This is a genomic window from Macrococcus epidermidis, assembly GCF_003259695.1.
Lineage (GTDB): Bacteria > Bacillota > Bacilli > Staphylococcales > Staphylococcaceae > Macrococcoides > Macrococcoides epidermidis.
Genome location: NZ_PZJH01000011.1, coordinates 12,906 through 36,589 on the forward strand (window position 1 = coordinate 12,906; position 23,684 = coordinate 36,589).

The 23,684-nt window shown below is 35.2% G+C and carries 25 protein-coding genes and 1 rRNA gene; 1 reads left to right on the plus strand and 25 read right to left on the minus strand.

Annotated features, from left to right (window positions below):
* Positions 1-2: 2 nt before the first annotated feature.
* From BHU61_RS12725 to metG, 15 genes are all read right to left on the minus strand, one after another.
* Positions 3-1,508 carry a polysaccharide biosynthesis protein gene (locus tag BHU61_RS12725; protein ID WP_111717411.1) on the minus strand — a complete coding sequence of 502 codons (1,506 nt, stop codon included), beginning with the start codon at positions 1,506-1,508 and terminating at the stop codon, positions 3-5.
* On the minus strand, positions 1,498-4,995 hold the full coding sequence (gene mfd, locus BHU61_RS12730; RefSeq protein WP_111717413.1) for a transcription-repair coupling factor: 3,498 nt from the start codon (positions 4,993-4,995) through the stop codon (positions 1,498-1,500). The genes BHU61_RS12725 and mfd overlap by 11 nt, the downstream gene beginning before the upstream one ends.
* Complete coding sequence (pth, locus tag BHU61_RS12735) at positions 4,992-5,561, minus strand: aminoacyl-tRNA hydrolase (protein ID WP_099577279.1); 570 nt, start codon at positions 5,559-5,561, stop codon at positions 4,992-4,994. The genes mfd and pth overlap by 4 nt, the downstream gene beginning before the upstream one ends.
* An 83-nt stretch (positions 5,562-5,644) precedes the next feature.
* Complete coding sequence (locus tag BHU61_RS12740) at positions 5,645-6,319, minus strand: 50S ribosomal protein L25/general stress protein Ctc (RefSeq protein ID WP_111717415.1); 675 nt, start codon at positions 6,317-6,319, stop codon at positions 5,645-5,647.
* A 214-nt stretch (positions 6,320-6,533) separates the two neighbouring features.
* Positions 6,534-7,499 (minus strand): ribose-phosphate diphosphokinase, encoded by a 966-nt coding sequence (locus BHU61_RS12745; protein WP_096078144.1) that lies wholly within the window; start codon positions 7,497-7,499, stop codon positions 6,534-6,536.
* 90 nt (positions 7,500-7,589) lie between these two features.
* Positions 7,590-8,948 carry a bifunctional UDP-N-acetylglucosamine diphosphorylase/glucosamine-1-phosphate N-acetyltransferase GlmU gene (gene glmU, locus BHU61_RS12750; RefSeq protein ID WP_111717416.1) on the minus strand — a complete coding sequence of 453 codons (1,359 nt, stop codon included), beginning with the start codon at positions 8,946-8,948 and terminating at the stop codon, positions 7,590-7,592.
* Positions 8,949-9,105: 157 nt separating this feature from the next.
* A complete protein-coding gene (gene spoVG, locus BHU61_RS12755) occupies positions 9,106-9,492 on the minus strand; it encodes a septation regulator SpoVG (protein ID WP_099577274.1) in 387 nt (128 codons plus the stop codon).
* A 37-nt stretch (positions 9,493-9,529) separates the two neighbouring features.
* Entirely contained in the window at positions 9,530-9,907 is a 378-nt protein-coding gene (locus BHU61_RS12760) for a RidA family protein (RefSeq protein ID WP_111717418.1), read from the minus strand.
* Positions 9,908-9,922: 15 nt separating this feature from the next.
* Positions 9,923-10,750, minus strand: a complete 828-nt coding sequence (gene purR, locus BHU61_RS12765; RefSeq protein ID WP_096077821.1) for a pur operon repressor — start codon at positions 10,748-10,750, stop codon at positions 9,923-9,925.
* A 61-nt stretch (positions 10,751-10,811) separates the two neighbouring features.
* Entirely contained in the window at positions 10,812-11,663 is an 852-nt protein-coding gene (ispE, locus tag BHU61_RS12770; protein WP_111717420.1) for a 4-(cytidine 5'-diphospho)-2-C-methyl-D-erythritol kinase, read from the minus strand.
* A gap of 121 nt (positions 11,664-11,784) precedes the next feature.
* The gene (veg, locus tag BHU61_RS12775; protein ID WP_096077819.1) at positions 11,785-12,048 is read right to left on the minus strand and encodes a biofilm formation stimulator Veg; all 264 of its coding nucleotides are present in this window, start codon (positions 12,046-12,048) and stop codon (positions 11,785-11,787) included.
* A 98-nt stretch (positions 12,049-12,146) separates the two neighbouring features.
* The gene (rsmA, locus tag BHU61_RS12780; RefSeq protein WP_111717422.1) at positions 12,147-13,037 is read right to left on the minus strand and encodes a 16S rRNA (adenine(1518)-N(6)/adenine(1519)-N(6))-dimethyltransferase RsmA; all 891 of its coding nucleotides are present in this window, start codon (positions 13,035-13,037) and stop codon (positions 12,147-12,149) included.
* On the minus strand, positions 13,024-13,587 hold the full coding sequence (gene rnmV / locus BHU61_RS12785; protein ID WP_111717424.1) for a ribonuclease M5: 564 nt from the start codon (positions 13,585-13,587) through the stop codon (positions 13,024-13,026). The genes rsmA and rnmV overlap by 14 nt, the downstream gene beginning before the upstream one ends.
* Before the next feature lie 111 nt (positions 13,588-13,698).
* Positions 13,699-14,472, minus strand: a complete 774-nt coding sequence (locus tag BHU61_RS12790) for a TatD family hydrolase (RefSeq protein WP_111717426.1) — start codon at positions 14,470-14,472, stop codon at positions 13,699-13,701.
* Positions 14,473-14,491: 19 nt separating this feature from the next.
* Positions 14,492-16,465 (minus strand): methionine--tRNA ligase, encoded by a 1,974-nt coding sequence (gene metG, locus BHU61_RS12795; protein WP_111717428.1) that lies wholly within the window; start codon positions 16,463-16,465, stop codon positions 14,492-14,494.
* A 303-nt stretch (positions 16,466-16,768) separates the two neighbouring features.
* On the opposite strand from metG, the gene BHU61_RS12800 reads away from it, so the two are divergent.
* Positions 16,769-17,044 carry an AbrB/MazE/SpoVT family DNA-binding domain-containing protein gene (locus tag BHU61_RS12800; RefSeq protein WP_099577262.1) on the plus strand — a complete coding sequence of 92 codons (276 nt, stop codon included), beginning with the start codon at positions 16,769-16,771 and terminating at the stop codon, positions 17,042-17,044.
* A gap of 45 nt (positions 17,045-17,089) precedes the next feature.
* Here BHU61_RS12800 and rsmI read toward each other — a convergent pair whose 3' ends face one another.
* From rsmI to rrf, 10 genes are all read right to left on the minus strand, one after another.
* Positions 17,090-17,929: a 16S rRNA (cytidine(1402)-2'-O)-methyltransferase gene (rsmI, locus tag BHU61_RS12805; protein ID WP_111717430.1), complete on the minus strand. Its 840-nt coding sequence runs from the start codon at positions 17,927-17,929 to the stop codon at positions 17,090-17,092.
* Positions 17,926-18,180 (minus strand): GIY-YIG nuclease family protein, encoded by a 255-nt coding sequence (locus tag BHU61_RS12810; protein ID WP_111717432.1) that lies wholly within the window; start codon positions 18,178-18,180, stop codon positions 17,926-17,928. The genes rsmI and BHU61_RS12810 overlap by 4 nt, the downstream gene beginning before the upstream one ends.
* The gene (locus BHU61_RS12815) at positions 18,173-18,901 is read right to left on the minus strand and encodes a tRNA1(Val) (adenine(37)-N6)-methyltransferase (protein WP_111717433.1); all 729 of its coding nucleotides are present in this window, start codon (positions 18,899-18,901) and stop codon (positions 18,173-18,175) included. The genes BHU61_RS12810 and BHU61_RS12815 overlap by 8 nt, the downstream gene beginning before the upstream one ends.
* Before the next feature lie 37 nt (positions 18,902-18,938).
* Entirely contained in the window at positions 18,939-19,271 is a 333-nt protein-coding gene (yabA, locus tag BHU61_RS12820) for a DNA replication initiation control protein YabA (protein WP_111717435.1), read from the minus strand.
* A gap of 10 nt (positions 19,272-19,281) precedes the next feature.
* Complete coding sequence (locus BHU61_RS12825; RefSeq protein WP_111717437.1) at positions 19,282-20,082, minus strand: PSP1 domain-containing protein; 801 nt, start codon at positions 20,080-20,082, stop codon at positions 19,282-19,284.
* Positions 20,082-21,002 carry a DNA polymerase III subunit delta' gene (locus BHU61_RS12830; RefSeq protein ID WP_111717439.1) on the minus strand — a complete coding sequence of 307 codons (921 nt, stop codon included), beginning with the start codon at positions 21,000-21,002 and terminating at the stop codon, positions 20,082-20,084. The genes BHU61_RS12825 and BHU61_RS12830 overlap by 1 nt, the downstream gene beginning before the upstream one ends.
* A gap of 48 nt (positions 21,003-21,050) precedes the next feature.
* Positions 21,051-21,380: a cyclic-di-AMP receptor gene (locus BHU61_RS12835; protein WP_099577248.1), complete on the minus strand. Its 330-nt coding sequence runs from the start codon at positions 21,378-21,380 to the stop codon at positions 21,051-21,053.
* A 34-nt stretch (positions 21,381-21,414) separates the two neighbouring features.
* The gene (gene tmk / locus BHU61_RS12840; RefSeq protein WP_111717441.1) at positions 21,415-22,029 is read right to left on the minus strand and encodes a dTMP kinase; all 615 of its coding nucleotides are present in this window, start codon (positions 22,027-22,029) and stop codon (positions 21,415-21,417) included.
* Positions 22,030-22,038: 9 nt separating this feature from the next.
* Complete coding sequence (locus tag BHU61_RS12845) at positions 22,039-23,391, minus strand: Orn/Lys/Arg family decarboxylase (RefSeq protein WP_170122563.1); 1,353 nt, start codon at positions 23,389-23,391, stop codon at positions 22,039-22,041.
* A 195-nt stretch (positions 23,392-23,586) separates the two neighbouring features.
* A 5S ribosomal RNA gene (gene rrf, locus BHU61_RS12850) occupies positions 23,587-23,684 on the minus strand; the annotation flags it as partial.

Consider the following 23,684-nt stretch of genomic DNA (forward strand, 5'->3'; position numbering starts at 1 on the left):
AATCACTCTCTCATTAATTTATTCATCACACTACCGAATGGTAAATGGTGCCACTCTTCCTGCGTTATAATCTTCCACTTAATCATAGCATATAATACAATAATGCCCCCTGTAATCACCCCAATGAGCGCGACAGAAAGCGCGCCGATGCGTGTATTAAAATCTATCATCATTTCAATCTGAATCAATACACTCATTACTAAAAGTGTTATGCCCCACTTAATCAGAAATGATTGAAAAGCAATTTCGTACCTGCGTACAACTCCGATATGTAATACGTAGGCATAGACGAATAATCCTGTAACTGATGCGAGTGCAGCACCTTTAATATCAAAGAAAGATATCAGTAATAGGTTGAGTATGATTTTTACTGCTAATCCTAAACCAATACCCCATAGTTGTATGCGATAGTCTTCAAAGATTTGAAGCATAGCAGTGTACATAATGATAAGTGATACGAAAATGATAGCTAACATATAAATAAACAGCGCTTCATAACCTGCCACTGACTTGAACAGGAACATATTAAATGGTTGAATTAAATTCATTAACCCGATGGCAGCAGCGCTACTAAACACGATCGTAATCTTAAGCGCACTATTCGCATAGCTATTCATCTGACTTAAATCACGTCTTTGTTTACATTCCGAAAGCAATGGAATCAGTACAAGCGAGAACGACGTGGTCACAATAAGACCCATTTGAATAAGCGACGCCCCACGATCATATATCCCTTTTAGCGCTCTAGCTTCTTCAAGCGACATTAATGTTTTCAATTGATTAATGACTGTAAAGCTATCTACGAGTTGCCATAAAATCATAATTAAATAACTTAAACTATAAAAAACAATCAATGTTATAAAACTTCTATATGATCCTATATTATTTCCTCGGTAATCAATTGTTTGACGTTTATTTTGCCACATTAAATAAATACTTGCTCCGAGTAAACCGACAAATGAACCAAAAATACTTAATGCACCACTTTGATAGACTGATAAGTCCATCCATACAAATAATCCAATCGACAATAGTATGATAGATACGCGTAGTACCTGATCAATCACCTGAGAATAAGCAATTTCTTTCATTGCATGATTCATCTGTAGTTTCCCACGAATCATCGCAACTGCCGGAAAAGGAAGCAATACTAAACTGGAGGCACGTAACATTGTACTTAACATTGGGTCGCCCATTAAATTTGCAATGATATCGCTACAAATTAATATGACCACTAATACCAATATACTTATCCAGGTAATATGTTTATATAGTTTTCCTATAAATGACTTTTCATAATGAGATTGACTAATAACTGAGGGAATTGCATTTAACGACAGTACGGAAACTATCGCAATGATTGGATATACTTGCTGATAGGCATAGAGACCTGTATCACCTAAAATATTTTGATAGGGTACGCGATATATCGCACTTAAAATTTTCACGATTAACATCGTTATTGTCAGTATAATCACGCTGTTAAATGCCGGGTTCTTATTCTCCATCAAACTCGATTCCTTCTTGTATTTGACGCGTGAGTTGTACTAATGCAGCAAGCCAGTTTGCATTTTTCTTCAGCGTAAATGTCATTTTATTGTCTTTATATTCTATCTTTAAGTCTCGACCGAAATCTTCTGTCGCTTTAAATAAACGTTCACCGTTAATTTTATTCGTCGTAGCTATACTTGACTCAAGCACAACTGCCTTTCCGGTATCTTTCACATTCACAATACCAAACGCTAAAGCATTTATTCTGATTTCAACGATCTTCATTAACTGATCAACCGCTTCTGGATATTCACCATATCGATCGGTCATTTCATCCTGAATATCCATTAATTCTGATTCTGTCGTCACGCTGCGTAGCTTTTTATAAAATTCAATCTTCGCTTGTTCTTCACGAATATAGTCAGCTGGAATATATGCATCAACTTCTACTTCTATTTCTAGTTGAGGCACTTCTTCGACTTGTTTAATACCACGTTTTTCATTAACTGCTTGCTGCAGCATTTCAGAATACAAATCATACCCAACAGAATCAATAAATCCATGTTGCTGACGTCCTAATAAATTCCCTGCGCCACGAATATTTAAATCACGCATTGCAATTTTAAATCCAGAGCCAAGCTCAGTAAATTCTTTTATTGCCTGCAAACGCTGTTCAGCTACTTCAGTGAGTACTTTATTTGGTGCATGCAAGAAGTAGGCATAACTAATACGATTACTACGACCGACGCGACCACGTAACTGATACAATTGACTTAAGCCAAATCGGTCTGCATCTTCAATTATTAAAGTATTGGCATTCGGTACATCGACACCCGTTTCGATAATTGTTGTTGTCACTAAAATGTCGTATTCACCATTAATAAACCCAAGCATCGTTTCTTCTAGTTCACGTTCTGATAATTGACCATGCGCAACAGCAATGCGCGCGTCCGGCATCATCATCTCTAGCTGTTCAGCTTTCTGATAAATGCTCGCTACACGATTGTATAGATAAAATACTTGTCCGTTACGTGCTAATTCACGTTCCATTGCTTCTTTAATAAAGTTATGTTGATATTCTAGTACATACGTCTGTACCGGAAATCTATTTTCCGGTGGTGTTTCAATGACCGATAAGTCACGTACACCCAGTAAACTCATATGCAGTGTTCTTGGAATTGGTGTTGCTGTAAGCGTTAATACATCGACATTTGTCTTCAACGCTTTAATTTTCTCTTTATGTGTAACACCAAATCGTTGCTCCTCATCGACGATAAGCAAGCCTAAATCTTTATACACAATATCTTTGCTCAGTAGTTTATGTGTGCCAACTACAATATCAACAAATCCAGACTTTAATCCTTTTTTCGTTTCATCTATTTCTTTCTTTGATCTGAAACGGCTCATCATCTGTATTTCAACTGGATAATCCTGCATACGCTCAATTAACGTCTCATAATGTTGTTGTGCGAGTATTGTCGTCGGCACTAAAAATGCAACTTGTTTACCATCAAGTACCGCTTTGAACGCTGCACGAACAGCGACTTCAGTTTTACCGTAACCAACATCTCCACAAAGCAGACGATCCATCGGTTTACGCTTTTCCATATCTTGTTTAATTTCAACGAGACTTTGTACCTGGTCTGCAGTTGGTTCATACGGAAAGTCCATTTCAAACGTTTCCTGTGCCTCAGTATCAGGTCCGAACTGATATCCTTCAACGCGCTCTCGCTCCTGATATAACTTCAATAATTCTTCAGCGATATCTTCAACGCTTTGTTGAACGCGCGCTTTTGTCTTTTTCCATTCTGTGCCGCCGAGTTTGTTTAGCTTCGGCTCTTTATCTTCTGAACCGACAAACTTTTGAACATAATTCATTTGATCGACTGGCACAAACAGTTGATCAGTCCCTTTATATTGAATTTTAATATAGTCTTTATGCATCTTATTGACGAGTAATGTCTCAACACCCATATAACGTCCTACGCCATGATGCACATGGACAATGTAGTCACCAACATTTAATTCCTGATAAGATTTAATTTTCTCGGCATTCGATAACTTCTTCGTACGTTTCGGTTTTTCTTTACGTAATTTAAATAGCTCGCGTTCAGTGACAACAACAAGTTTCATAAACGGTAACTCGAAACCTTCTGACAAATCACCTTCGACAATTGTATTAATACCCGGTTTACTTCCCTTAGTATCAAGCGTTACAGGTAATTTCATATCAGCTAGCATTGATTTAATCTTATCTTTTCTCGTTGCATTACTTGCCAGTACAACGATATTGAAGTCATTTTTTCTGAAACGGTCAAACTCTGAAAACATTAAATCATATTGTCCGTAAAATTGCTGCAATGGTTTACAAGAGAATTTATAGATATTTTGTAACTTCACTGGCATAGAAGCAGTAAACAGTGTAAAGTATGCTACATTAAATTGATTCATCAGTGTTTCAAAGCTATCTTCTTTAATGAATGTCTGTCCGACAAATCCACGACCCGATTCAATTAAAGATTGGTGAAATTCACTTGTTTCTCGAATACTTGATTCTATCGCTTCATTTACACGATTAATTTCATCGACAATTACAATTGCTTCTTTATCAAAGTAATCAATAATCGTCGTCTCTTTATTATAAGCAAATTTTACAACGCGACGTAAAATATTATGATTAAGTATTTCTCCCATATTCATTTTGATGGTTTGATACGTATCACGTAAATCATCTCTCACATTTGTCGCAATCTTTTGGCGTGTTGCCTCAAATGCATCAGATAAATTAGATTCCAGTAATTCTATGTCTTTAATCGTAAAAATAAATTCACTTGCTGTAGAAATTTCAACTGAATCGATATTATTTAATGAACGTTGACTATCCGCATCAAAATAACGAATAGCATCAACTTCAGTATCGAATAATTCAATGCGGACCGGCTCACCAATCATCGGGAAAATATCAATTAATCCACCACGTACTGAAAACTGACCAAGCGTCGTTACGCGCTCACTTTTCTGGTATCCCATATCTACTAAATCTTGTTGTAATTGAATGAGATCAATATCTTCTCCAATTTTTATTTCACGATGATAATCTGTAAATAACTCCGGTCGACTTACAAGCTTTTGAAGCCCGTTAATCGGCACGAGAAATAACCCAGCTTGACCTTTTGCCAAGTGGGTAAGTGTACGAATACGCTCACGCATTAAATCCGGACTTTTTGTCGAGAACTCTTCAATCATAATATCTTGTACCGGAAACTTAAATAGTTCCTCTTCATCAATCAGTTGTGCTAAATCGTTTTCTAATTTTTCTGCCTGAAACAAGTTACTTGTCACGACAATCATTTGTTTTTTATGGCTTAAATAACTTTCCGCTAAAATTACGGCTTTTGCACTTGGATTTAAACCCGTCACCAATATATTTTGTTTACCGAGTGAATCATTATACTCGTTAAATCGTTCATCACTTTTCAACAATTTATCTATTATCTGTCTCATACATCACCATTATATTGATTCATAACATTTTCGAATCGCTCTCCACCGATAAATGTTTCAAGTGCTTCGATTGTATGATCAATCACTTTCTGCATCGTTATCATTTCGTCCTCACTAAATTTCTGTAACACATAATCCACCACAGGTTTACGCCCTTCAGGACGACCAATGCCTAAACGAATACGCTTAAATTCCTGTGTTCCTAAATGTTGTATAATTGAGCGCATGCCATTCTGTCCACCAGCAGAACCTTTCTGACGAATACGAATACGACCTTGAGGCATATCAAGATCGTCATATAGAACAACTAAATCCTCTACAGCTATTTTATAATAATCCATTAACGGACGAACCGCTTCACCTGATAAGTTCATATACGTCATCGGTTCAATAATCAGTACTTTCTCACCATTAATATTTGCTACCGTATAGTTTCCTTTAAATTTTTGCTTATCTAAATCTATATTATGTTTCTTCAAAAATTCATCTACGACCATAAATCCTACATTATGTCGTGTATCTTCATATTTCTTACCTATATTACCTAACCCAACGATACATTTCATATTTAAATCCTCCGCTTAATCATTATCACTATTATAATATAAAAAAAGAGACATACAAATGTATGTCTCTTGAATTCGAATAATTATTCAGCTTTTTCTTCTGATTTCTCTTCACCTTCAGCAGCTTCTTCTTCACCTTCAGCAGCTTCAGTTCCTTCTGCTTCTTCACCTTCAACAGCTTCTTCGCCATCTTCTTCTGGCTCTTCTTCAACTGTAGGTGGTACAACAGATACGATTGCTTCTTCGTCTTCATTATTGATAGTGTAAGCTTTATCTGATTTTAAATCAGCAACAGTGATTGTATCACCGATGTTTAATTCAGTAACGTCAACTTCGATGTTTTCTGGAATATCATCTGGTGTTGCAGTAACTGATAATTGGAATAATGGTTGTTGAACAACGCCACCTTCTTTAGCGCCTTCAGCTTCACCAACTAAGTTTACTACTACATCAACTGTTAATTCTGCTTTCATATTGATTGCTAAAAAGTCGACATGTGTAATTTTGTTTTTAATTGGATTGATTTGGTAGTCAGATACCATTACTTTAACTGTTTTTGAACCTACTTCTAGTTCGATAACACCGTTACGTCCAACTTCACGGATTACTTTAATGAAATCAACTTCTTCAACTTTAACTGAAGTGTTTTTAGCGCCATAACCGTATACTACAGCTGGAATCTTACCTTCGTTACGTACTTTGTTTAAACTTGAACGTGTTTGTTTACCTTGTCTAATCGTTGCTTTTAATTTACTCATAATTATTACTCCTTTTGTGCGCACTTCTTTGCGCTCCTACACCTTACCCATCAGTTGTGGTAACCTGCTTGCAAAGTGTTTATTTGTCTTAAATATTTATCACATAATTTATTAATACCCCGTTAAACTTCTTCTAAACATTTTTTATTAAATAAATTTTTAAAGATTATAAAAAGACACAATGCTACGCATAAACATTGTGTCTAAAGCACTATTAATCAAATAAAATACTTACAGATTCTTGTTCATATACTCGAACAATCGCTTGTGCTAATAATTCACCAACTGATAACTGTTTAATTTTCGCTGGTTTATTTTCTTCAGGTAATAAAATAGAGTTTGTAACAACTAATTCTTTAATTGCTGAGTTTTCAATTCTCTCATAAGCAGGGCCTGATAATACAGGATGTGTACAACATGCATATACTTCTTTTGCACCTTTGTCGATTAACGCTTGAGCAGCTAATGTGATTGTACCTGCTGTATCGATGATGTCATCAATGATGATTGCAGTTTTCCCGTTAATGTCTCCAACGATATTCATTACTTCAGAAACATTTGGTTTCGGACGACGTTTATCGATAATCGCAATCGGTGCTTTTAAGCGGTCTGCCATCTTACGCGCACGTGTCACTCCGCCATGGTCAGGTGAAACGATAACTAATGAATCTTTATCGATTTCTTCTTTCGCTTCAAAATAATCAGAAAGGATAGGTACACCCATTAAGTGGTCAATCGGTAAATCAAAGAAACCTTGAATTTGAGGCGCATGTAAATCTAAAGCAATAACGCGGTCTGCTCCTGCTTTTTCGATCATATCTGCAACTAATTTCGCAGTGATAGGCTCACGGCTACGTGCTTTACGGTCTTGACGTGCGTAACCATAATAAGGCATTACAACGTTAATTGTTACTGCTGAAGCACGTTTTAATGCATCAATCATGATTAATAATTCCATTAAATGTTCATTTACCGGATTAGATGTTGGTTGAACGATAAATACATCACATCCACGAATACTTTCTTCGATGTTGATCTGAACTTCTCCATCACTGAAACGTTTAACACTTGATTTCCCTAAAGGAATCCCTACCTCTTTAGCAATTTCTTCAGCTAAAGGCTGGTTAGCGTTTAAAGAAAAAATCTTTAAAGTTGTATTTCTGTATTCATTATTCATCATCATTTTGTAATGCCCCCATTTTAGATATCGTATTATTTATCGCTTTCTGTATATGAAATAACTTTACTATGACCTTAATATTATACATTACTATGCTTTATCGTAGTAGCCTTCTTTTGTAGTTTGTCTTGCACGTCCTAATGCCAGACTTTTATTTGGCACATCATCTGTAATGGTAGAACCTGCAGCTACAAAAGATTCATCTCCTATATGAACTGGCGCTACAAGATTTGAATTACATCCGATAAACGAATCTTTACCAACAACAGTTTTAAACTTATTTTTGCCATCATAATTTACAGTAATCGCACCACAACCAACGTTAGTACGTGCACCGATTTCAGCATCACCAATATAGCTTAAATGTGAAACTTTCGCTTCATCTTCTAATTTAGATTTTTTAATTTCTACGAAGTTACCAATCTTAACTTCTTTACCGACATCACTACCTGGACGAAGTTGTGCAAATGGTCCAATTGCTGTTCTTTCATCAACAAATGATTCTGAAATATATGATTGTTTTACAGTAACATTATCTTTTATTTCACTATTCTCAATCGTAGTGTGTGCAGTAATTACTACGCCTTCACCAATTTTAGTGTTCCCTTTTAACATAACACTGGGCTCAATAACAGTATCCGCTCCGATTTCAACATCTTTATCAATATACGTTGTCAGCGGATCAATAATTGTCACACCATTCATCATGTGCATTTTATTAATACGTAAACGCATCGTTTGTTCAGCAATCGATAAATTATAGCGATCATTTATACCTAACGTTTCACTGAAATCTTCAGTAACAAACGCTTCTACAAGTTCACCTTGTGCGCGTAATAATTTAATCACATCAGGTAAATAATACTCACCTTGTGCATTATCATTATCAACTTGCTTTAATAATTCGAATAATAATTTATTATCAAAACAGAAAGTACCAGAACTAATTTCATTGACTAATTTTTCTTCAATGTTAGCATCCTTTTCTTCAACAATACGTTCTACACTACCGTGTTCGTCACGAATAATACGTCCATATCCGAACGGTGTATTCGTTTTAGCTGAAAGAATCGTTGCTTTTGCACCAGTTGTTTCGTGATGTGCTACAAAGCCTTGAATTGTTTCTTCTGAAATTAAAGGTGTGTCTCCACAAATTACAATTGTCGTACCTTCTTTATCTGCTAAATGCTCAGCAGCCATTTGAACGGCATGTGCAGTTCCTAACTGTTCTGTCTGCATACTAAATTGAGATTGATCTGCCAAAGATCGCTTTACATCTTCAGCGCCATATCCAACGATTGTAACGATATCTGTTACACCTGCCGCTTTAATATTATCTATTACATGCTGTACCATTGGTTTACCACAGACAGGATGTAATACTTTATGCAGTTTTGACTTCATTCGTGTCCCTTTTCCTGCAGCTAAAATAACAGCTTGTTTTGTCATATATATTATCCCCCAGTAAAACATTTTTTTATAAGCTATGCGATGTGTAATCTGCTCAGTTATTTTTATTTTAACATACATTATGTATATTTCGATAAACAAAAAAGCGCGCCTGATAATTTGTTATCAGACACGCTTATTCACTATTTCATTTCAATTATTTTAAATCTTCTTCAACTGTCGTTTGTGAATCAGATTCTACTAAATTAGGTGCTGCTTCACTTGTAGCATCTTCAGCAGTATCCACGTCGTCGTTATGATTATTCTTTCCTAATTCACTTGGATCAATCGCTTCAGTTTCGTCATATACTTTCATGACTGCAGCCTGAATTTCTTGACGCATTTCGCTATTAATTGGATGGGCGATGTCACGGAATTCGCCATCTGCAGTACGTTTGCTCGGCATTGCCACGAATAATCCGTTGTTCCCTTCAATAACGCGTAAATCATGAATAACAAATGCCTCATCCAGCGTAATTGATACCAATGCTTTCATTCTACTGTCCGTAGCTAATTTTCTCATTCTAACATCTGTGACTTTCATCTTAGATAGCCTCCTATATAAAATGTAAGTTAAAAATCTACTTAACTTTTAGAGCTACCGCTTCAATCTCAACTTTCACATCTTTAGGAAGACGACTCACTTCAACACAACTTCTTGCAGGAAGGTGCGCATTGAAATATTCGCCATATACTTCATTGATGATTGGGAAGTCATTCATATCACTAATAAAAATCATTGTTTTTACTACTGAATTTAAATTCGATCCGCTTTCTTCTAATACAGCTGATAAGTTTTCTAATACTTGCTTCGTTTGCTCTGCAACGTCATCACCTATTACTTCACCATCTAAAGTCAGTGGAATTTGTCCACTTGTATAAACCATATTGTTAACTACAACAGCGTGGCTGTATGGTCCAATTGCTGCCGGTGCATTTTTTGTGAAAATAGATTTCATGATGATATCTCCTTTTTATTTCGAAAATTTTTCTAAGCAATTACCTTTTTCAACTGTAAAAGATTGATTATATTCATCTACGTCGGATAATTTCACTAAAGAGGTATAGTCTTGAATCAAGCGATTTTTAACTTCTTTTGATTCTACTAAGACTGTTACCCCTTTAACAGTGGCTTTAAACTCATTCATTAAATTCATAACACCTGTAATTGATCCACCCGCACGCATAAAATCATCTACAATTAAAACTTTTGAACCTTCAGGTAATGTCCTTTTTGATAATACCATTGTTTCAATTTTTCGTGAAGAACCTGAAACATAATTTATCGAAACCGTTGATCCTTCTGTGACCTTATTGTCTTTTCGAATAACGACAACAGGCAGATTAAGTATACTTGCAACCGCATTTGCTAATGAAATACCTTTCGTTGCAATCGTTACGACAGCATCTAACTCTTCATCCATATACATCGTTGCGATGAGCTTTCCAACTTGATTTAATAAACTCGGTGTCCCTACAACATCGGACATGAAAAGATAGCCACCTGGCAGCAATCGTTCTTTCTCCTGCAGCATTTCACACAACTGAGAAATCAATTGATCGGCTTCTTTATAAAACATCTTATGCTTAAACGTTACACCACCACTTGCTCCTGCAGTCGTAGTGATTGTTCCGATTTCTTCTTTGATAAAAGTATCTTTAATGATTTGTACATCTTCACTGATTGAAGACTTTGCCTGACCGAATTTATCTACAAAATACGTCAACGGTACAAGCTCATTAGGATGACTCAACAAGTAACTTGTCATATAAACGATTCTTTCACTTCTTTTAAACTTCATTAAAATCCCTCTTTACGCATATTATACGTTAAATATACCATAAATGTTCGGGAATTTATATTCATCCTAACATGCGCACCATATATACTTCTTTACAACAACCTTTAAGCGCATTGACTACACTCTTTGCCTGACGTTCTTTCGCTGCTAATCCGTAAACTGTTGGACCGCTGCCACTCATCATCGCTATATCTGCGCCAGCTTTCATCATCGTGTCTTTTAATGTCTGGATAATCGGATGCATTTCAATAGTGACGGATTCTAAACGATTTCCTAAATGACGAATCATTTCGTTATAATCCCCATTCTCAATTGCTTCAGCACAAGCCTTACTATCAATTTTTGCGTGAGGTTTTGTTAAATCAAGCGCAGTATACACCTCTTGTGTAGAAACGCTAATATCAGGTTTTGCTAAGATGACCCAGCAAGCAGGCGGTTTAGGTAAATGTTGCAACTGCTCACCACGGCCTGTGCAAAGACTCGTCTTTCCATGCACACAGAATGAAATATCTGAACCGATTTCAGCAGCATGTTCTGCCAATGTATCGAGCGATAATCCTAATTCAAACAATCTATTCATACCGCGAAACGTCGCTGCTGCATCGCTTGATCCACCCGCAAGACCGGCTGCTATCGGGATCGTCTTATCCAATGTGATTGTCACCCCGCAATCTAGATTATAGCGCTCCATCATAATCTTTGCTGCTTTATATGCTAAGTTACGGTTATCATTCGGTACATATAAGTGTTCAACTTTTAATACGATTTGCTTGTCTTTACGTTTCTCTAAAGTCAAACGATCATATAAATCTACTGTTGTCATAATCATCTCTACTTCATGATATCCATCTTCTCGTTTATATAAAGTGTCTAATGTCAAATTGATTTTTGCTGATGCATTTTCATAAATCATAATAATTCCTCACTCATAGTTTTTAATATTATATTATTTTATCACAACTCACGTTATACCATTTCATGAAATGCAAAATAAAAAAATTAAAACCTATTCCATATGGAATAGGTTTTAATTTTTATTGAACAAGAAATTCTTCTTGCTGATCATTTACAAATGTTACTTGTACGTTTTCTGTCAATACGTCGGTATATGTATATGACACACGCTCAAAATTATGTTTATCTTGGTCTAATTCAACCACGAAAACTGATGGATAAGTTTCTTTAAGCACACCGCGGCGCTCAATTAACTTTTTACGTCCTCCATTAGCTCTTAGTACAATCTGATTTCCTAACTGACAATCAAGAATTTTTTTGATGTCTACTAATGTTTTTGGCATAGAAACCCACCTCACTATGCCTTAAATTATAACACTTTGCATATAAATAGTCAATAAAATTTTTAATTTTATCAATTTAAATTACGCTTGTCAATATTTTATATCACTATTTGTGGGTAATTTTTTATATTATTTGCAAGTCGTGCAAATTCTTCGAGCGACAAACTTTCTCCTCTACGACTTGGAGCAATGTTACTCTCTTCTAGCCATGCGATAATGTCGTCTTTATATTCCTTACTATTTGGAAACAGACTCATATAATTATTTAATATCGTCTTTCTACGTTGTACAAATGCACCTCTTGTTAATTTAAAATACAACTTTTCGTCATCCACTTTAACGCGTGGTTCTGGTAATGTCGTTAACTTCACTACAAGTGAATCAACATTAGGTGGTGGCATGAATACTCCTTTAGGGACAATCATGACACGTTTCACATCTGTATAATATTGAATCGCAATAGATAAAGAACCATATGCCTTTGTTGACGGTCCTGCTGTTAAACGCTCTCCCACTTCTTTTTGCATCATCACAACGTAACTGTTAATCGGTAAATGCTGTTCTAATAACCCCATCAAAATAGGCGTCGTAATATAATACGGTAAGTTGGCGACGACAAAGATATCGTCACAATCAGATAAATGTTCATCAATCGCTGCTTTTACATTTGCCTTTAATATATCTTCATTAATCACTGTAACATTGTCGTATGAACTTAATGTATCCCCTAAAATTGGAATCAGACGCTGGTCAATTTCAAACGCTAATACGCATTTAGCCTTTCGCGCAAGTTGTTCTGTTAAAGAACCCATACCAGGACCTATTTCAATAACACCACACGTCTCATCAATCCCTGCAGCATCAATAATATTACGAATAACGTTTGGATCGACTAAGAAGTTCTGCCCTAAACTTTTCTTAAATTTAAAGCCATATTTATTTAACAATTCCCTCGTACGCGTTGGTGTTGCAATATCATTCATTTCCATTGAAATTCTCCTTATTATCTAAATTCATAGCATCTAACACGTCCGCTTCAGTAATGCCAAATGCATTTAATCTATGAAATAATTGCTTACCATTACAATAACCAATTCTTAAACTTTTGCACAAGTCTTTACGCTTCGATGCCGCTTGAGGGCCAATTATTAACCCTAAATCAATAAGCAAAGCTTTTGATACCGTTTCTGAATCATGCTCAAACGGTGAAGAAACACTTAATAATGCATCACGAATTGCTTCAACCGGTGCATGCTCAATACCAACTTTACCACGCTTATTACATGCAATATCCGCATCGATAAACGCATGTTTCACCGTTGGTACACGCTGTTCAATGGATTTTCTAATCTTATTTCCCGGGTAATCAGGATCCGTTAACACAATGACACCACGCACCTCAGCAGCGTGTTGTATCGCTTCAATTGTTTCATCATTGAGGGCAGAACCATTCGTTTCAATCGTATCGCACTCAACTGCCATCTTTACTCGCGTTGTATCGTCCTTACCTTCTACGACAATCATTTCATTTATTTTCATATCAATCTTTCCTTTTGACTTATCTATATACAATATTACAATTATACTTGTTATTTTAAAAATGGATAGAATTATTTATAGTAAAAAATAAGCAGAGACAAATGTCCCTACTTATTTTCCTAATCCACCAAACAGCTGTTCTGCATTTTTCGTGGTTTGTTCCGCGACTTCTTCATAAGTAATGCCTCTTAGTGCAGCAATCTCTTCTGCCACTAGTTTCACGTGCATCGGTTCATTACGTTTACCACGATACGGATGTGGTGTTAAATATGGCGCGTCTGTTTCCACGATTAACTTATCTAATGGCACATGCTGCGCTACTGCTTTCGGTTGCTTTGCATTTTTAAACGTTACTGGTCCACCTAAAGAGATGATAAAGTTTAATTTCAACACTTCATCACATGTTTCAGGGCTACCACTAAAGCTGTGCATCACGCCTCCAACTTCATGCGCATTTTCTGACTTTAAGATTTCAATTACGTCTGCGGTTGCTTCTCGGTTGTGAATTACAATCGGTAAATTTACTTCTTTAGCCAGTTTAATCTGGCGTTTAAACACTTCTTTTTGGACATCTTTCGGTGATTTATCCCAGTGATAATCGAGCCCCATTTCACCGATAGCAACAATTTTTGGATGTTTAGAAAGTTCTTTAATCCATTCATAATATTCATCAGTGAAATCAATCGCATCCACTGGATGCCAGCCGATTACACCAAATACAAATTCATATTGATCAATGAGCTTCATCGTGCGTTTAATTGTTACTTCATCAAATCCAACGACGATCATACGGTCTATTCCGTTTTCTCGTGCTCTATCTATAACTTCCTGTAAATCTTCTTCGTACTGATCTGCGTTTAAATGAACGTGTGTATCTATTAACACAGTATCACTCCTCGTGTTTTTATTTTACGATTGAGCCGTTCTCAATTGCATTTGGTACGCTGACTAATGTTAATGCACCATCTTTTTCTGCTGACAAAATCATTCCTTCTGATTTCTCTCCACGTAATTCTACCGGTTTTAAGTTTGTCACAACAATTACTTTTTTACCGATAATGTCTTCTGGTTTATAGAATTCAGCTATTCCTGATACGATTTGGCGTTGTTCATTACCTAAATCTACCTGGATTTTTAATAATTTTTTCGCTTTTTTCACGTAATCCGCGTCAATGATAGTAGCTGTTTTTAATTCTACTTCATTAAATGTATCAATTGTAATCTCCGGCTTAGCAGGTACTTCTTCTTTTTCCTCTTCTGCTGGTGCAGGCGGTTGCATCGTACTCTTAATAAATTCTACTTCAGCTGCTGTATCTAAACGCGGGAAGATTGGTGTTGCTTTCTCAACCACTTTTAAGTCTTTAATCTTACCGTATGCATCAAGACTCGCAAATTCAAATAATGTTGGATCCTGAATATTTAACTGATTAAAGATTTTTGTCGGTGCTTCTGTTAAGAATGGGCGTAACAATACGCTCGCAAAACGAATATTCTCAACTAAGTGATACATTACGCTTTCTAATAATTCTTTTTGTGCTTCATCTTTGATTAAAATCCACGGTGTTGTTTCATCGATATATTTATTTGTTCTTGAAATCAGCTTCCATACTTCTTGTAACGCTACTGAATATTGTAAGTTCTCCATAGCAGCATCGTATTTCGCTTTCGTTTCAAGTGCTAACGCTTCAATTTCAGCATCTACTTCATGCATTTGACCTTTGTAGCCAGAAAGATTGCCATCAAAATATTTATTGATCATCGCAATCGTACGGTTAACTAAGTTACCTAAGTCATTGGCAAGGTCAAAGTTTGTACGATCAACGAAAGCTTCAGGCGTAAACACTCCATCTGAACCAAATGGTAACTCACGCATTAAGTAGTATCGCACTGCGTCTAAACCGTAACGATCAATTAGGATATGCGGATCTACCACATTCCCTTTAGACTTACTCATCTTACCGTCTTTCATCAAGATCCAGCCGTGAGCAAATACTTTCTTCGGTAATGGTAAATCTAAAGCCATGAGTAAAACTGGCCATATAATTGTATGGAAACGAACAATTTCTTTCGCCATAATATGGACATCAGCTGGCCAGTATTTCTTAAATTCTGTATCATCTTCTGAAAGGTAACCTAAAGCAGAGATATAGTTTGTTAATGCATCAATCCAAACATATACAACATGTTTCGGATTAGACGGAACTTTTATCCCCCAGTCAAAAGATGTACGAGAAACAGCTAAATCTTCTAACCCTGGTTTAATAAAGTTATTTAACATTTCATTTTTTCGAGAAACAGGTTGAATGAAATCAGGATGATCTTCATAATATTGTACTAAACGATCAGCATATTTACTCAATCTAAAGAAATAACTTTCTTCTTTCACAAGTTGAACCGGGTGTCCTGAATCCGGACTTTTCCCTCCAACGATTTTATCGCCTTCCATAATAGGATCAACAAGTTGCGTTTCAGTGTAGAATGTTTCGTCTGGCACTGAATACCATCCTTCATATTCACCTAAATAAATATCATCTTGTGCTAATAATTTTTCGAATACTTTTTCGACAACAAGTTTATGACGCGTTTCAGTCGTTCTAATAAAATCATCGTTTGAAATATCAAGCTTTTTCCATAATGCCTGAATGTCTTTAATGATTTCATCTAAATATTCTATTTCAGATTTACCGGCAGCAAGTGCTTTCTCCTGAATCTTTTGGCCATGTTCATCTGTACCTGTTAAATACTTAACATCGTAACCTTGCATTCTTTTGTAACGCGCGATAGCGTCACCTGCTACTGTTGAATATGCATGTCCAATATGTAATTTACCGCTTGGATAATATATAGGCGTTGTTATATAAAAAGTATCGTTCGTCATGTTCGTCCTCCTAGTGCTATTTATCCTTTAAATATACAGAAGTTTTCGTTATTTTTCAATATGACTAATCTTTACAATTCGACAAGTAAAATTATTAATATATTGTAAAATCAAGTAAAGTTCTCAAATTCTGAATATTACATAACATTACTAAACCATTACAAATAAAGATTTTAATCATATATCGTTGACAATGTAAAAATACGGTAGTACACTCTTATTAAGACAAATGTCGAAAACACTTATTAATTTTGTCGAATTTACTAAAATTACTACAAAAACAATTTTTGGAGGAAATATATTATGAAATCTACTGGTATCGTAAGAAAAGTTGACGAATTAGGACGTGTAGTTATTCCAATCGAATTACGTCGTATTTTAGACATCGCTGAAAAAGACGCTTTAGAAATCTATACTGATGCAGATAAAATTATCTTAAAAAAATATAAACCAAGCATGACTTGTGCTGTAACTGGTGATGTTTCTGAAGATAACTATTTATTAGCAGGTGGTAAATTAGTATTATCTAAAGAAGGCGTAGAACAAATCTTAAAAGAGATCGAAGCTAAAGATAAATAAGATATAAAAATAAAAAGGTTCGAGTCCATTTGGACTCGAACCTTTTTATTTTTTATCGACATGATACATTTGATACACTTCGTTCTTCTTCATTTCTCTATCTAAAGCAACTTGTTTAATCGCCTCTTTATTTCGTAATCCTTCTTTAACATAGTGATTGACGTGATCTTCAACCGTCATTTCTGACCACCAGTTCACATTATTTTCGCCTGTGCTGCCTTCAATTATAAGAACAAACTCACCTTTAAGATTAATATCTTTGTCCAGTCGTTCTAATAGATACAACACTGAATCCGTTTCAACTTGCTCAAATTTCTTAGTCAGTTCACGTGCAATGGATATTTTACGTGTACCGTCTATTTTTGCAATCATTTCTAATGTATGTTTCACACGAAACGGTGATTCGTAGATTATGATGGTGTGAGGTAAAGCCATAAGCGATACAAGTCGCTCTTTCTTTTCATTATCTTTGCGAGGTAAAAAACCATCAAATAAAAATGAATAAGAGCTAATACCACTTGTCATTAAAGCTGTAAGTGCGGCATTAGCACCTGGCACTGTTTCAACTTTAATACCTTTCTCACGTGCCACAACAACCAGTTCATATCCCGGATCACTTATAAGGGGAAGTCCTGCATCAGAAACCAATGCGATACGGTTTCCTTCTAACAATAAATCGATAATATAATCTGTCACCTGTTCTTTATTGTGCTCATGGTAGCTTTTTAATGGTGTATCAATATCATAATGCATAACGAGTTTTTTAGTCACCCTTGTGTCTTCACATAAAATGATATCCGCTTCTTTTAACATTCTTACCGCTCTAAATGTAATATCTTCTAAATTGCCGATTGGTGTACCTACTAAATATAAGATACCGCTCATAAGGTACCTCCCTGTATTAATTTAATCTTTTGTGAACGTGTTAATTGTTTAATCGCATACTCTCTTTGCATTGCTGCACTTTTCGTTTCAAAACTTTCTTCGTATACGCGTTTCACCGGTAATCTTACTCTTGTATACTTTGCACCTCTGCCTTCGTTATGGGTATGGAGTCTTTTCTCCAGGTCATTTGTATAGCCTGTATACAGTGTACCATCACTACATTCTAATATATAAATATAATGACTACCCATAATAAACCTCATTCATCGATTTAGAATAAGTACCATCCGTATCATAAATATAAAACGGCGGCATAACCTTCACATCTGGTTTACCACCTTTTATACCAACGACAACAACTGTAATCGCATCGGGTTTAGTAGGTGATGAATAGATAGGATAAATAACTTTAGGTTCAATGCCAACTGATCTCATATCAGAAAGCACATCAATCAACCGATCAGCACGTTGAACAACAATCATTTTTCCTCTTTGCTTCAGTAAATGGTTTGCAGACTGGACGCAATCTAAAAATGTACAAAGCACTTCAGTTCGAGCAATACGATGAGCTTCCTTTAAATGCTGATACTCCTGATTTGCTCTAAAGTAAGGAGGATTACATGTTACAACATCAAATTGACTGGGTATAAAATTTTGTTTCACGCACTTTATGTCCATCTCGTGCATACAAATCTGTTCTTCCAGTTTGTTATATTGAACAGATCGCCTTGCCATATCCACAAGTTGTGACTGAATTTCGATTGCTTCTATCGGCATGTTTGTACGATGAGATAATAATAAAGGAATAATGCCATTCCCTGAACAAATATCTATCACTTTGTCTTTTTTCTTTAAAGGCGTAAGGTGTGCAAGTAGCAGTGCATCTGTTGAAAAAGAAAACACATCATCATTTTGAATGATGGATAAATTTTCTTTAATTAATTGATCAAATCTTTCATTTTCTAATAACATCATAATTCCTCCAATAAAAAAAGGCTTACGCCTCTTTTTATTCTTTATCAGATAGTAAGCTTAAACAAAAAATACAGTCACCACCACCACGGTGTTTGCCAAATAAATCTGTCGGACAAATATGAAAGCCTTCTGCGTAAAGCATCGCTAAATTATCTTTACTTTGAAGAACTTTATTATTCTTTTTAGGTTCCTCTTCTTCTTTAGGTACCTGAATGAAACGTTGCAAATTATCATTTTCTAACTTTAAAGCAACATTTTCTTCGACTAAAGCAACTGTCAGTTCTTTTAATGTTTCATAACTATCATTTATATTATTGATTTGTTTCTCCAGCTTAGTTAAAGCATTGAATAATTCATCGCGGTTCATGATAAACCTCCTAAACTTGTACCTCGTCGATATGATAAACGATTGGTGTTTCCATACTCTTTAATTTTACTTGCATCGTCACATCTAATATATTTAAACCGATAACACGACCAGGTCCTTCAGGTGTTTGAATTTCTTCCCCAATATCAGGTAATCTTCTTCTTGTTTCTTCGTAATAATCATTTTCGTATTTCAAACAACACATTAAACGACCACATGCACCTGAAATTTTAGTAGGATTTAATGATAAATTCTGATCTTTTGCCATTTTTATCGATACGGGTTCAAAATCACCTAAATAAGTTGCACAGCATAAACTACGACCGCAAGGACCAATGCCGCCTAGAATCTTCGCTTCATCTCTTACACCGATTTGACGTAATTCAATGCGTGTTTTTAGATCATAGGCTAAACTTTTAACTAATTCACGAAAATCTACACGCTCATTAGCAGTAAAGTTAAAAATAATCTTTGCTTTATCTAATGTATAAGTTGCATTTACTAAGCGCATATCGAGTTCATGATTTTTAACGTGTTGTTTACATAGCTCTAATGCACGGTCAGCGTCTAACATATTTTGTTCATACTTTAAAATATCATTTTCCGTTGCTTTACGACTAATCATTGGTACCGGCATCACTACGTCTTCAATCGGCACTTCTTTATTTGGAATAATAACACGGGCAAGTTCAACGCCACGCTTTTTATTATCAATTACTACTAATTCATTGACTGAAAATTGTTCATCACCAGGTTGATAATATTCTGTCTTACCTGATTTCTGAAATTTCACGCCTATTATTTCTATCATTATTTCACCTCATTGAGCATTTGAATCGCTAAAGCTTCATACACTAATGTTATATTAACATATTGTAACAATTGCTGTTTCGCTGTAAGTGTATGGTCTATCATTGCTAAACATTTATCAATTGTCAGTAGATTTGCCTGCTGTTGAATATGTTCTTCCATTTCAGGATAACTTACTACATTATCTCCAATGAGTACATACATCAAATCCTGTAGATACAGTTGAATCATGTCTATTCCCATCAATTGTTTCTCTCGCGAATCGAGTGTATCCAAAATGTTGACAATTTGAATTAATCCCATTGTATCACTGTTTAGTAAAGTTTGGCACCACTTAATTATTACACCCTTTAAATCATTAAATTGTTGTGTCTCATACCATTCCACTGCTTCTTCTTTACTTAAGTTAAGAGCATTCATCGTCGCCAGAACAGATTTTGGAATATCCAGATCACTATGCTTGGTCAAATCATCTTCACTAGCTTGTATAAAGATATGCTGACATCTTGAATGGATGGTCGGTAAGATGGATTTTGGTGCAGTTGTTACTAATATTGCTACAGTATTTACTGGGGGTTCCTCTAAAAATTTTAATATACTATTTTCACCTTGCACCGTTACTTTATCGAAATCCATAATAATATAGACTTTATGTGTGCCTTCAATCGGTTTTTGATTCATACGATGTAACAAATCTTCTATTAACTCTTTTTTTATCGTGGCTTCACTTGTTTCTAGAAGAATGAAATCCGCGTGATTTAAATTTTGAACGCGACTTTGACATATATCATTATTACTACAAAGTATTTGTGCCGCAAAACGCATTGCTTCATCTTTTAACTGGCCTCTATTCTGTCCATCAAACAAATATGCATGACTTAATTTATTATTATCGATAAGATGCTGCAGTTGCTTAAGCATTCAATCTACTCCTTTATATAATCAAAAAGCTGCACATGGCAGCTTATGTTAGAACTGATGAAATTGTTCAATCGGCATTACAAAGACTGTTGCGCCACCAACTTCGACTTCAACTGGATATGGAATATAAGCATCCGCATTGCCACCCATTGGCGTCACAGGTGTAACAACTTGTTCTCGGTTACCACAAGTACCATTGATTAAAGTTAATAGTTCATTTACACGTTCATCTTCCACACCACATAGAAATGTCGTATTACCAGCCCTTAAAAATCCGCCAGTAGAAGCGAGTTTTGTTGTTCTAAAATTATTTTTAGTAAGTACATCAGATAGACTTTGACTGTCCTGATCTTGTACAATTGCAATTATCATTTTCATATGAAACACCTCTTATCATCAATTATATCACAAACTAGTTAATGCTCTTATTAATTGCTTCTAAACAATCATTAACTACTTCCAACAAAGGTTTCGAAGCATCGATCAATTTAATTCTCTCTGGATGTAAATGAAGTAATTCATCATATCCTTTTACAACACGTTGGTGGAAATCAATCTGTTCTTTGTCTAATCGGTTTGTTTCACGTGAATTATCTTTAATACGTAATAAACCAATTTCAGGTTCAACACGCAAATATAACGTTAAATCCGGATATTTACCTTCAATCGCAAATTCATTGATAGCACGAATTTCGTCAACCCCGATACCGCGCGCATAACCTTGGTAGGCTAATGAACTATCAATAAAACGGTCACACAATACAATCTTACCCATTTGAAGTGCTGGTAATACTTTTTCTACAAGATGTTGTCTACGGCTTGCAGCAAACAATAACGCCTCTGTTCTGTAATCCATTGCACTCGCATCATCTAAAATGATATTACGGATATCTTCACTAATTTTTATACCACCAGGTTCTCTCGTAGTAACTACTTCAAAATCGTTACTTAATTCCTTCGCTAATGCTTTAATAACCGTACTTTTACCTGAACCTTCCGGACCTTCAATTGTAATAAAATAACTCATTATTTACTCCTACTCCCACACACGAATTTTATAATCATAGATACCATGTATTTTTCCACCATCAGAAATAAATGATTTTACATGTTGAACATGCTCCTCCGTAATCATTTCTCCCTCTAATATGTAAGGAATACCTGGAGGATACGGAATAATATGTTCTGCACATACACGACCTATACTTTTATCTAACGTTATATTGATAATATTATTTGAAGTTTGGGCAATATAACTTCCATCTAATTGATTATATAACATCTCACTTTTAACTTCATTACTATCTCTGTTATTATCTAATTTTATATTATTTATTCTATCAATCAATAACTCAAATAAATAACGATCATTCTCATGCCATAATGGCAATACACATAATACAAACTTTTCATTACTCAACTCAGTAAATATACCGTATCTCTCTAATAAATGCGCTAATTCTATACCACTATAATGCTCGTGCATCAACATTATCTTCAGTGGATCCTCTGCTTCTATAACATCAAAGACTTTGCGCAGTGCTTTTAGTAATGTCGTTCTACGCTTAAAAAATAATCTATCTTTATAATGCTTATAAAAGGTATCTGCGTGTTCTAAACCTAACATTAGCATATACGAAGGACTAGAAGATTGTAGTATCGAAAGTAAATGATTTATCTGGTGTTTTATATCTTCAGGAATAGCATGATTTATATGAATAACTGAACTCATTGTAAATGCAGGTAATGTCTTATGATAAGACTGTACTACGAAATCAGCTGCGTATTTTAATGAACTTACAGGAAAATGCTCTGAAATATTAAAATGCGCGCCATGCGCTTCATCAATTAATACAGGAATATGATAACGATGAAAATACTCAATTGCCGCTTTAATATCATATGTTTCACCAAAATAATTAGGATATGTTAATACCGCTAATTTAATATGAGGCAACACATCTTTATCAATAGCTCCTATATCAATTCCACTATACTCTTTTGTAGTATATGAAACATTTGTCGGTAAAATATATGCGCTACCTTTTCCCAATGCAATCGCATTATAAATTGATTTGTGCGCATTTCTCATAATAGCAACACTCGGAACTTCACCAGCCTCTATAAAGGAAAGAATCACTGCCAGTAAACCAACAGTTGTACCGTTTACTAAAAAACGTGAATCATATCCCTCTTTGTCAATCGATAATTGACTATTCTTTATAATATCATCAGGATGATGATAATCATCCATACCTGAAATTTCTGTAACATCGTATTTTAATTCTAAGTTATCAAGATGTCCTATCGTTTGATAATGGTGACCAGGAACATGCAGTGAAATTGGAATTTGTTTAAAATGTTCAATCATAGCATTATACATTTTCATAGAAAGAACTCCTTTAATTTTACAAATCATTTCTATATGTTAAACATTTTCATTACTTCTATCTTTTATTGTACCAACATTTTTAAAACTAAGTATCTAATAATAAAAACACTTAAAAAAATGCAAAAAAAAGAGACCTTAACAGGTCACTCGTTTGCGGCTCATCGCATCCATTTAAGGTATTACTATAAATCTGCCCGGCAACGTCCTACTCTCGCGGATCGTAAGACCAACTACCATCGGCGCTAGAGAGCTTAACTTCTGTGTTCGGTATGGGAACAGGTGTGACCTCT

Bases quoted from the DNA above. Each gene is read 5' to 3' on its own strand.
- BHU61_RS12725 (WP_111717411.1), bottom strand. From the start codon at position 1,508: ATGGAGAATAAGAACCCGGCATTTAACAGCGTGATTATACTGACAATA.
- mfd (WP_111717413.1), bottom strand. From the start codon at position 4,995: ATGAGACAGATAATAGATAAATTGTTGAAAAGTGATGAACGATTTAAC.
- pth (WP_099577279.1), bottom strand. From the start codon at position 5,561: ATGAAATGTATCGTTGGGTTAGGTAATATAGGTAAGAAATATGAAGAT.
- BHU61_RS12740 (WP_111717415.1), bottom strand. From the start codon at position 6,319: ATGAGTAAATTAAAAGCAACGATTAGACAAGGTAAACAAACACGTTCA.
- BHU61_RS12745 (WP_096078144.1), bottom strand. From the start codon at position 7,499: ATGATGAATAATGAATACAGAAATACAACTTTAAAGATTTTTTCTTTA.
- glmU (WP_111717416.1), bottom strand. From the start codon at position 8,948: ATGACAAAACAAGCTGTTATTTTAGCTGCAGGAAAAGGGACACGAATG.
- spoVG (WP_099577274.1), bottom strand. From the start codon at position 9,492: ATGAAAGTCACAGATGTTAGAATGAGAAAATTAGCTACGGACAGTAGA.
- BHU61_RS12760 (WP_111717418.1), bottom strand. From the start codon at position 9,907: ATGAAATCTATTTTCACAAAAAATGCACCGGCAGCAATTGGACCATAC.
- purR (WP_096077821.1), bottom strand. From the start codon at position 10,750: ATGAAGTTTAAAAGAAGTGAAAGAATCGTTTATATGACAAGTTACTTG.
- ispE (WP_111717420.1), bottom strand. From the start codon at position 11,663: ATGATTTATGAAAATGCATCAGCAAAAATCAATTTGACATTAGACACT.
- veg (WP_096077819.1), bottom strand. From the start codon at position 12,048: ATGCCAAAAACATTAGTAGACATCAAAAAAATTCTTGATTGTCAGTTA.
- rsmA (WP_111717422.1), bottom strand. From the start codon at position 13,037: ATGGAAATGAATGATATTGCAACACCAACGCGTACGAGGGAATTGTTA.
- rnmV (WP_111717424.1), bottom strand. From the start codon at position 13,587: ATGAAAATAAATGAAATGATTGTCGTAGAAGGTAAGGACGATACAACG.
- metG (WP_111717428.1), bottom strand. From the start codon at position 16,465: ATGACGAACGATACTTTTTATATAACAACGCCTATATATTATCCAAGC.
- BHU61_RS12800 (WP_099577262.1), top strand. From the start codon at position 16,769: ATGAAATCTACTGGTATCGTAAGAAAAGTTGACGAATTAGGACGTGTA.
- rsmI (WP_111717430.1), bottom strand. From the start codon at position 17,929: ATGAGCGGTATCTTATATTTAGTAGGTACACCAATCGGCAATTTAGAA.
- BHU61_RS12810 (WP_111717432.1), bottom strand. From the start codon at position 18,180: ATGGGTAGTCATTATATTTATATATTAGAATGTAGTGATGGTACACTG.
- BHU61_RS12815 (WP_111717433.1), bottom strand. From the start codon at position 18,901: ATGTTATTAGAAAATGAAAGATTTGATCAATTAATTAAAGAAAATTTA.
- yabA (WP_111717435.1), bottom strand. From the start codon at position 19,271: ATGAACCGCGATGAATTATTCAATGCTTTAACTAAGCTGGAGAAACAA.
- BHU61_RS12825 (WP_111717437.1), bottom strand. From the start codon at position 20,082: ATGATAGAAATAATAGGCGTGAAATTTCAGAAATCAGGTAAGACAGAA.
- BHU61_RS12830 (WP_111717439.1), bottom strand. From the start codon at position 21,002: ATGCTTAAGCAACTGCAGCATCTTATCGATAATAATAAATTAAGTCAT.
- BHU61_RS12835 (WP_099577248.1), bottom strand. From the start codon at position 21,380: ATGAAAATGATAATTGCAATTGTACAAGATCAGGACAGTCAAAGTCTA.
- tmk (WP_111717441.1), bottom strand. From the start codon at position 22,029: ATGAGTTATTTTATTACAATTGAAGGTCCGGAAGGTTCAGGTAAAAGT.
- BHU61_RS12845 (WP_170122563.1), bottom strand. From the start codon at position 23,391: ATGAAAATGTATAATGCTATGATTGAACATTTTAAACAAATTCCAATT.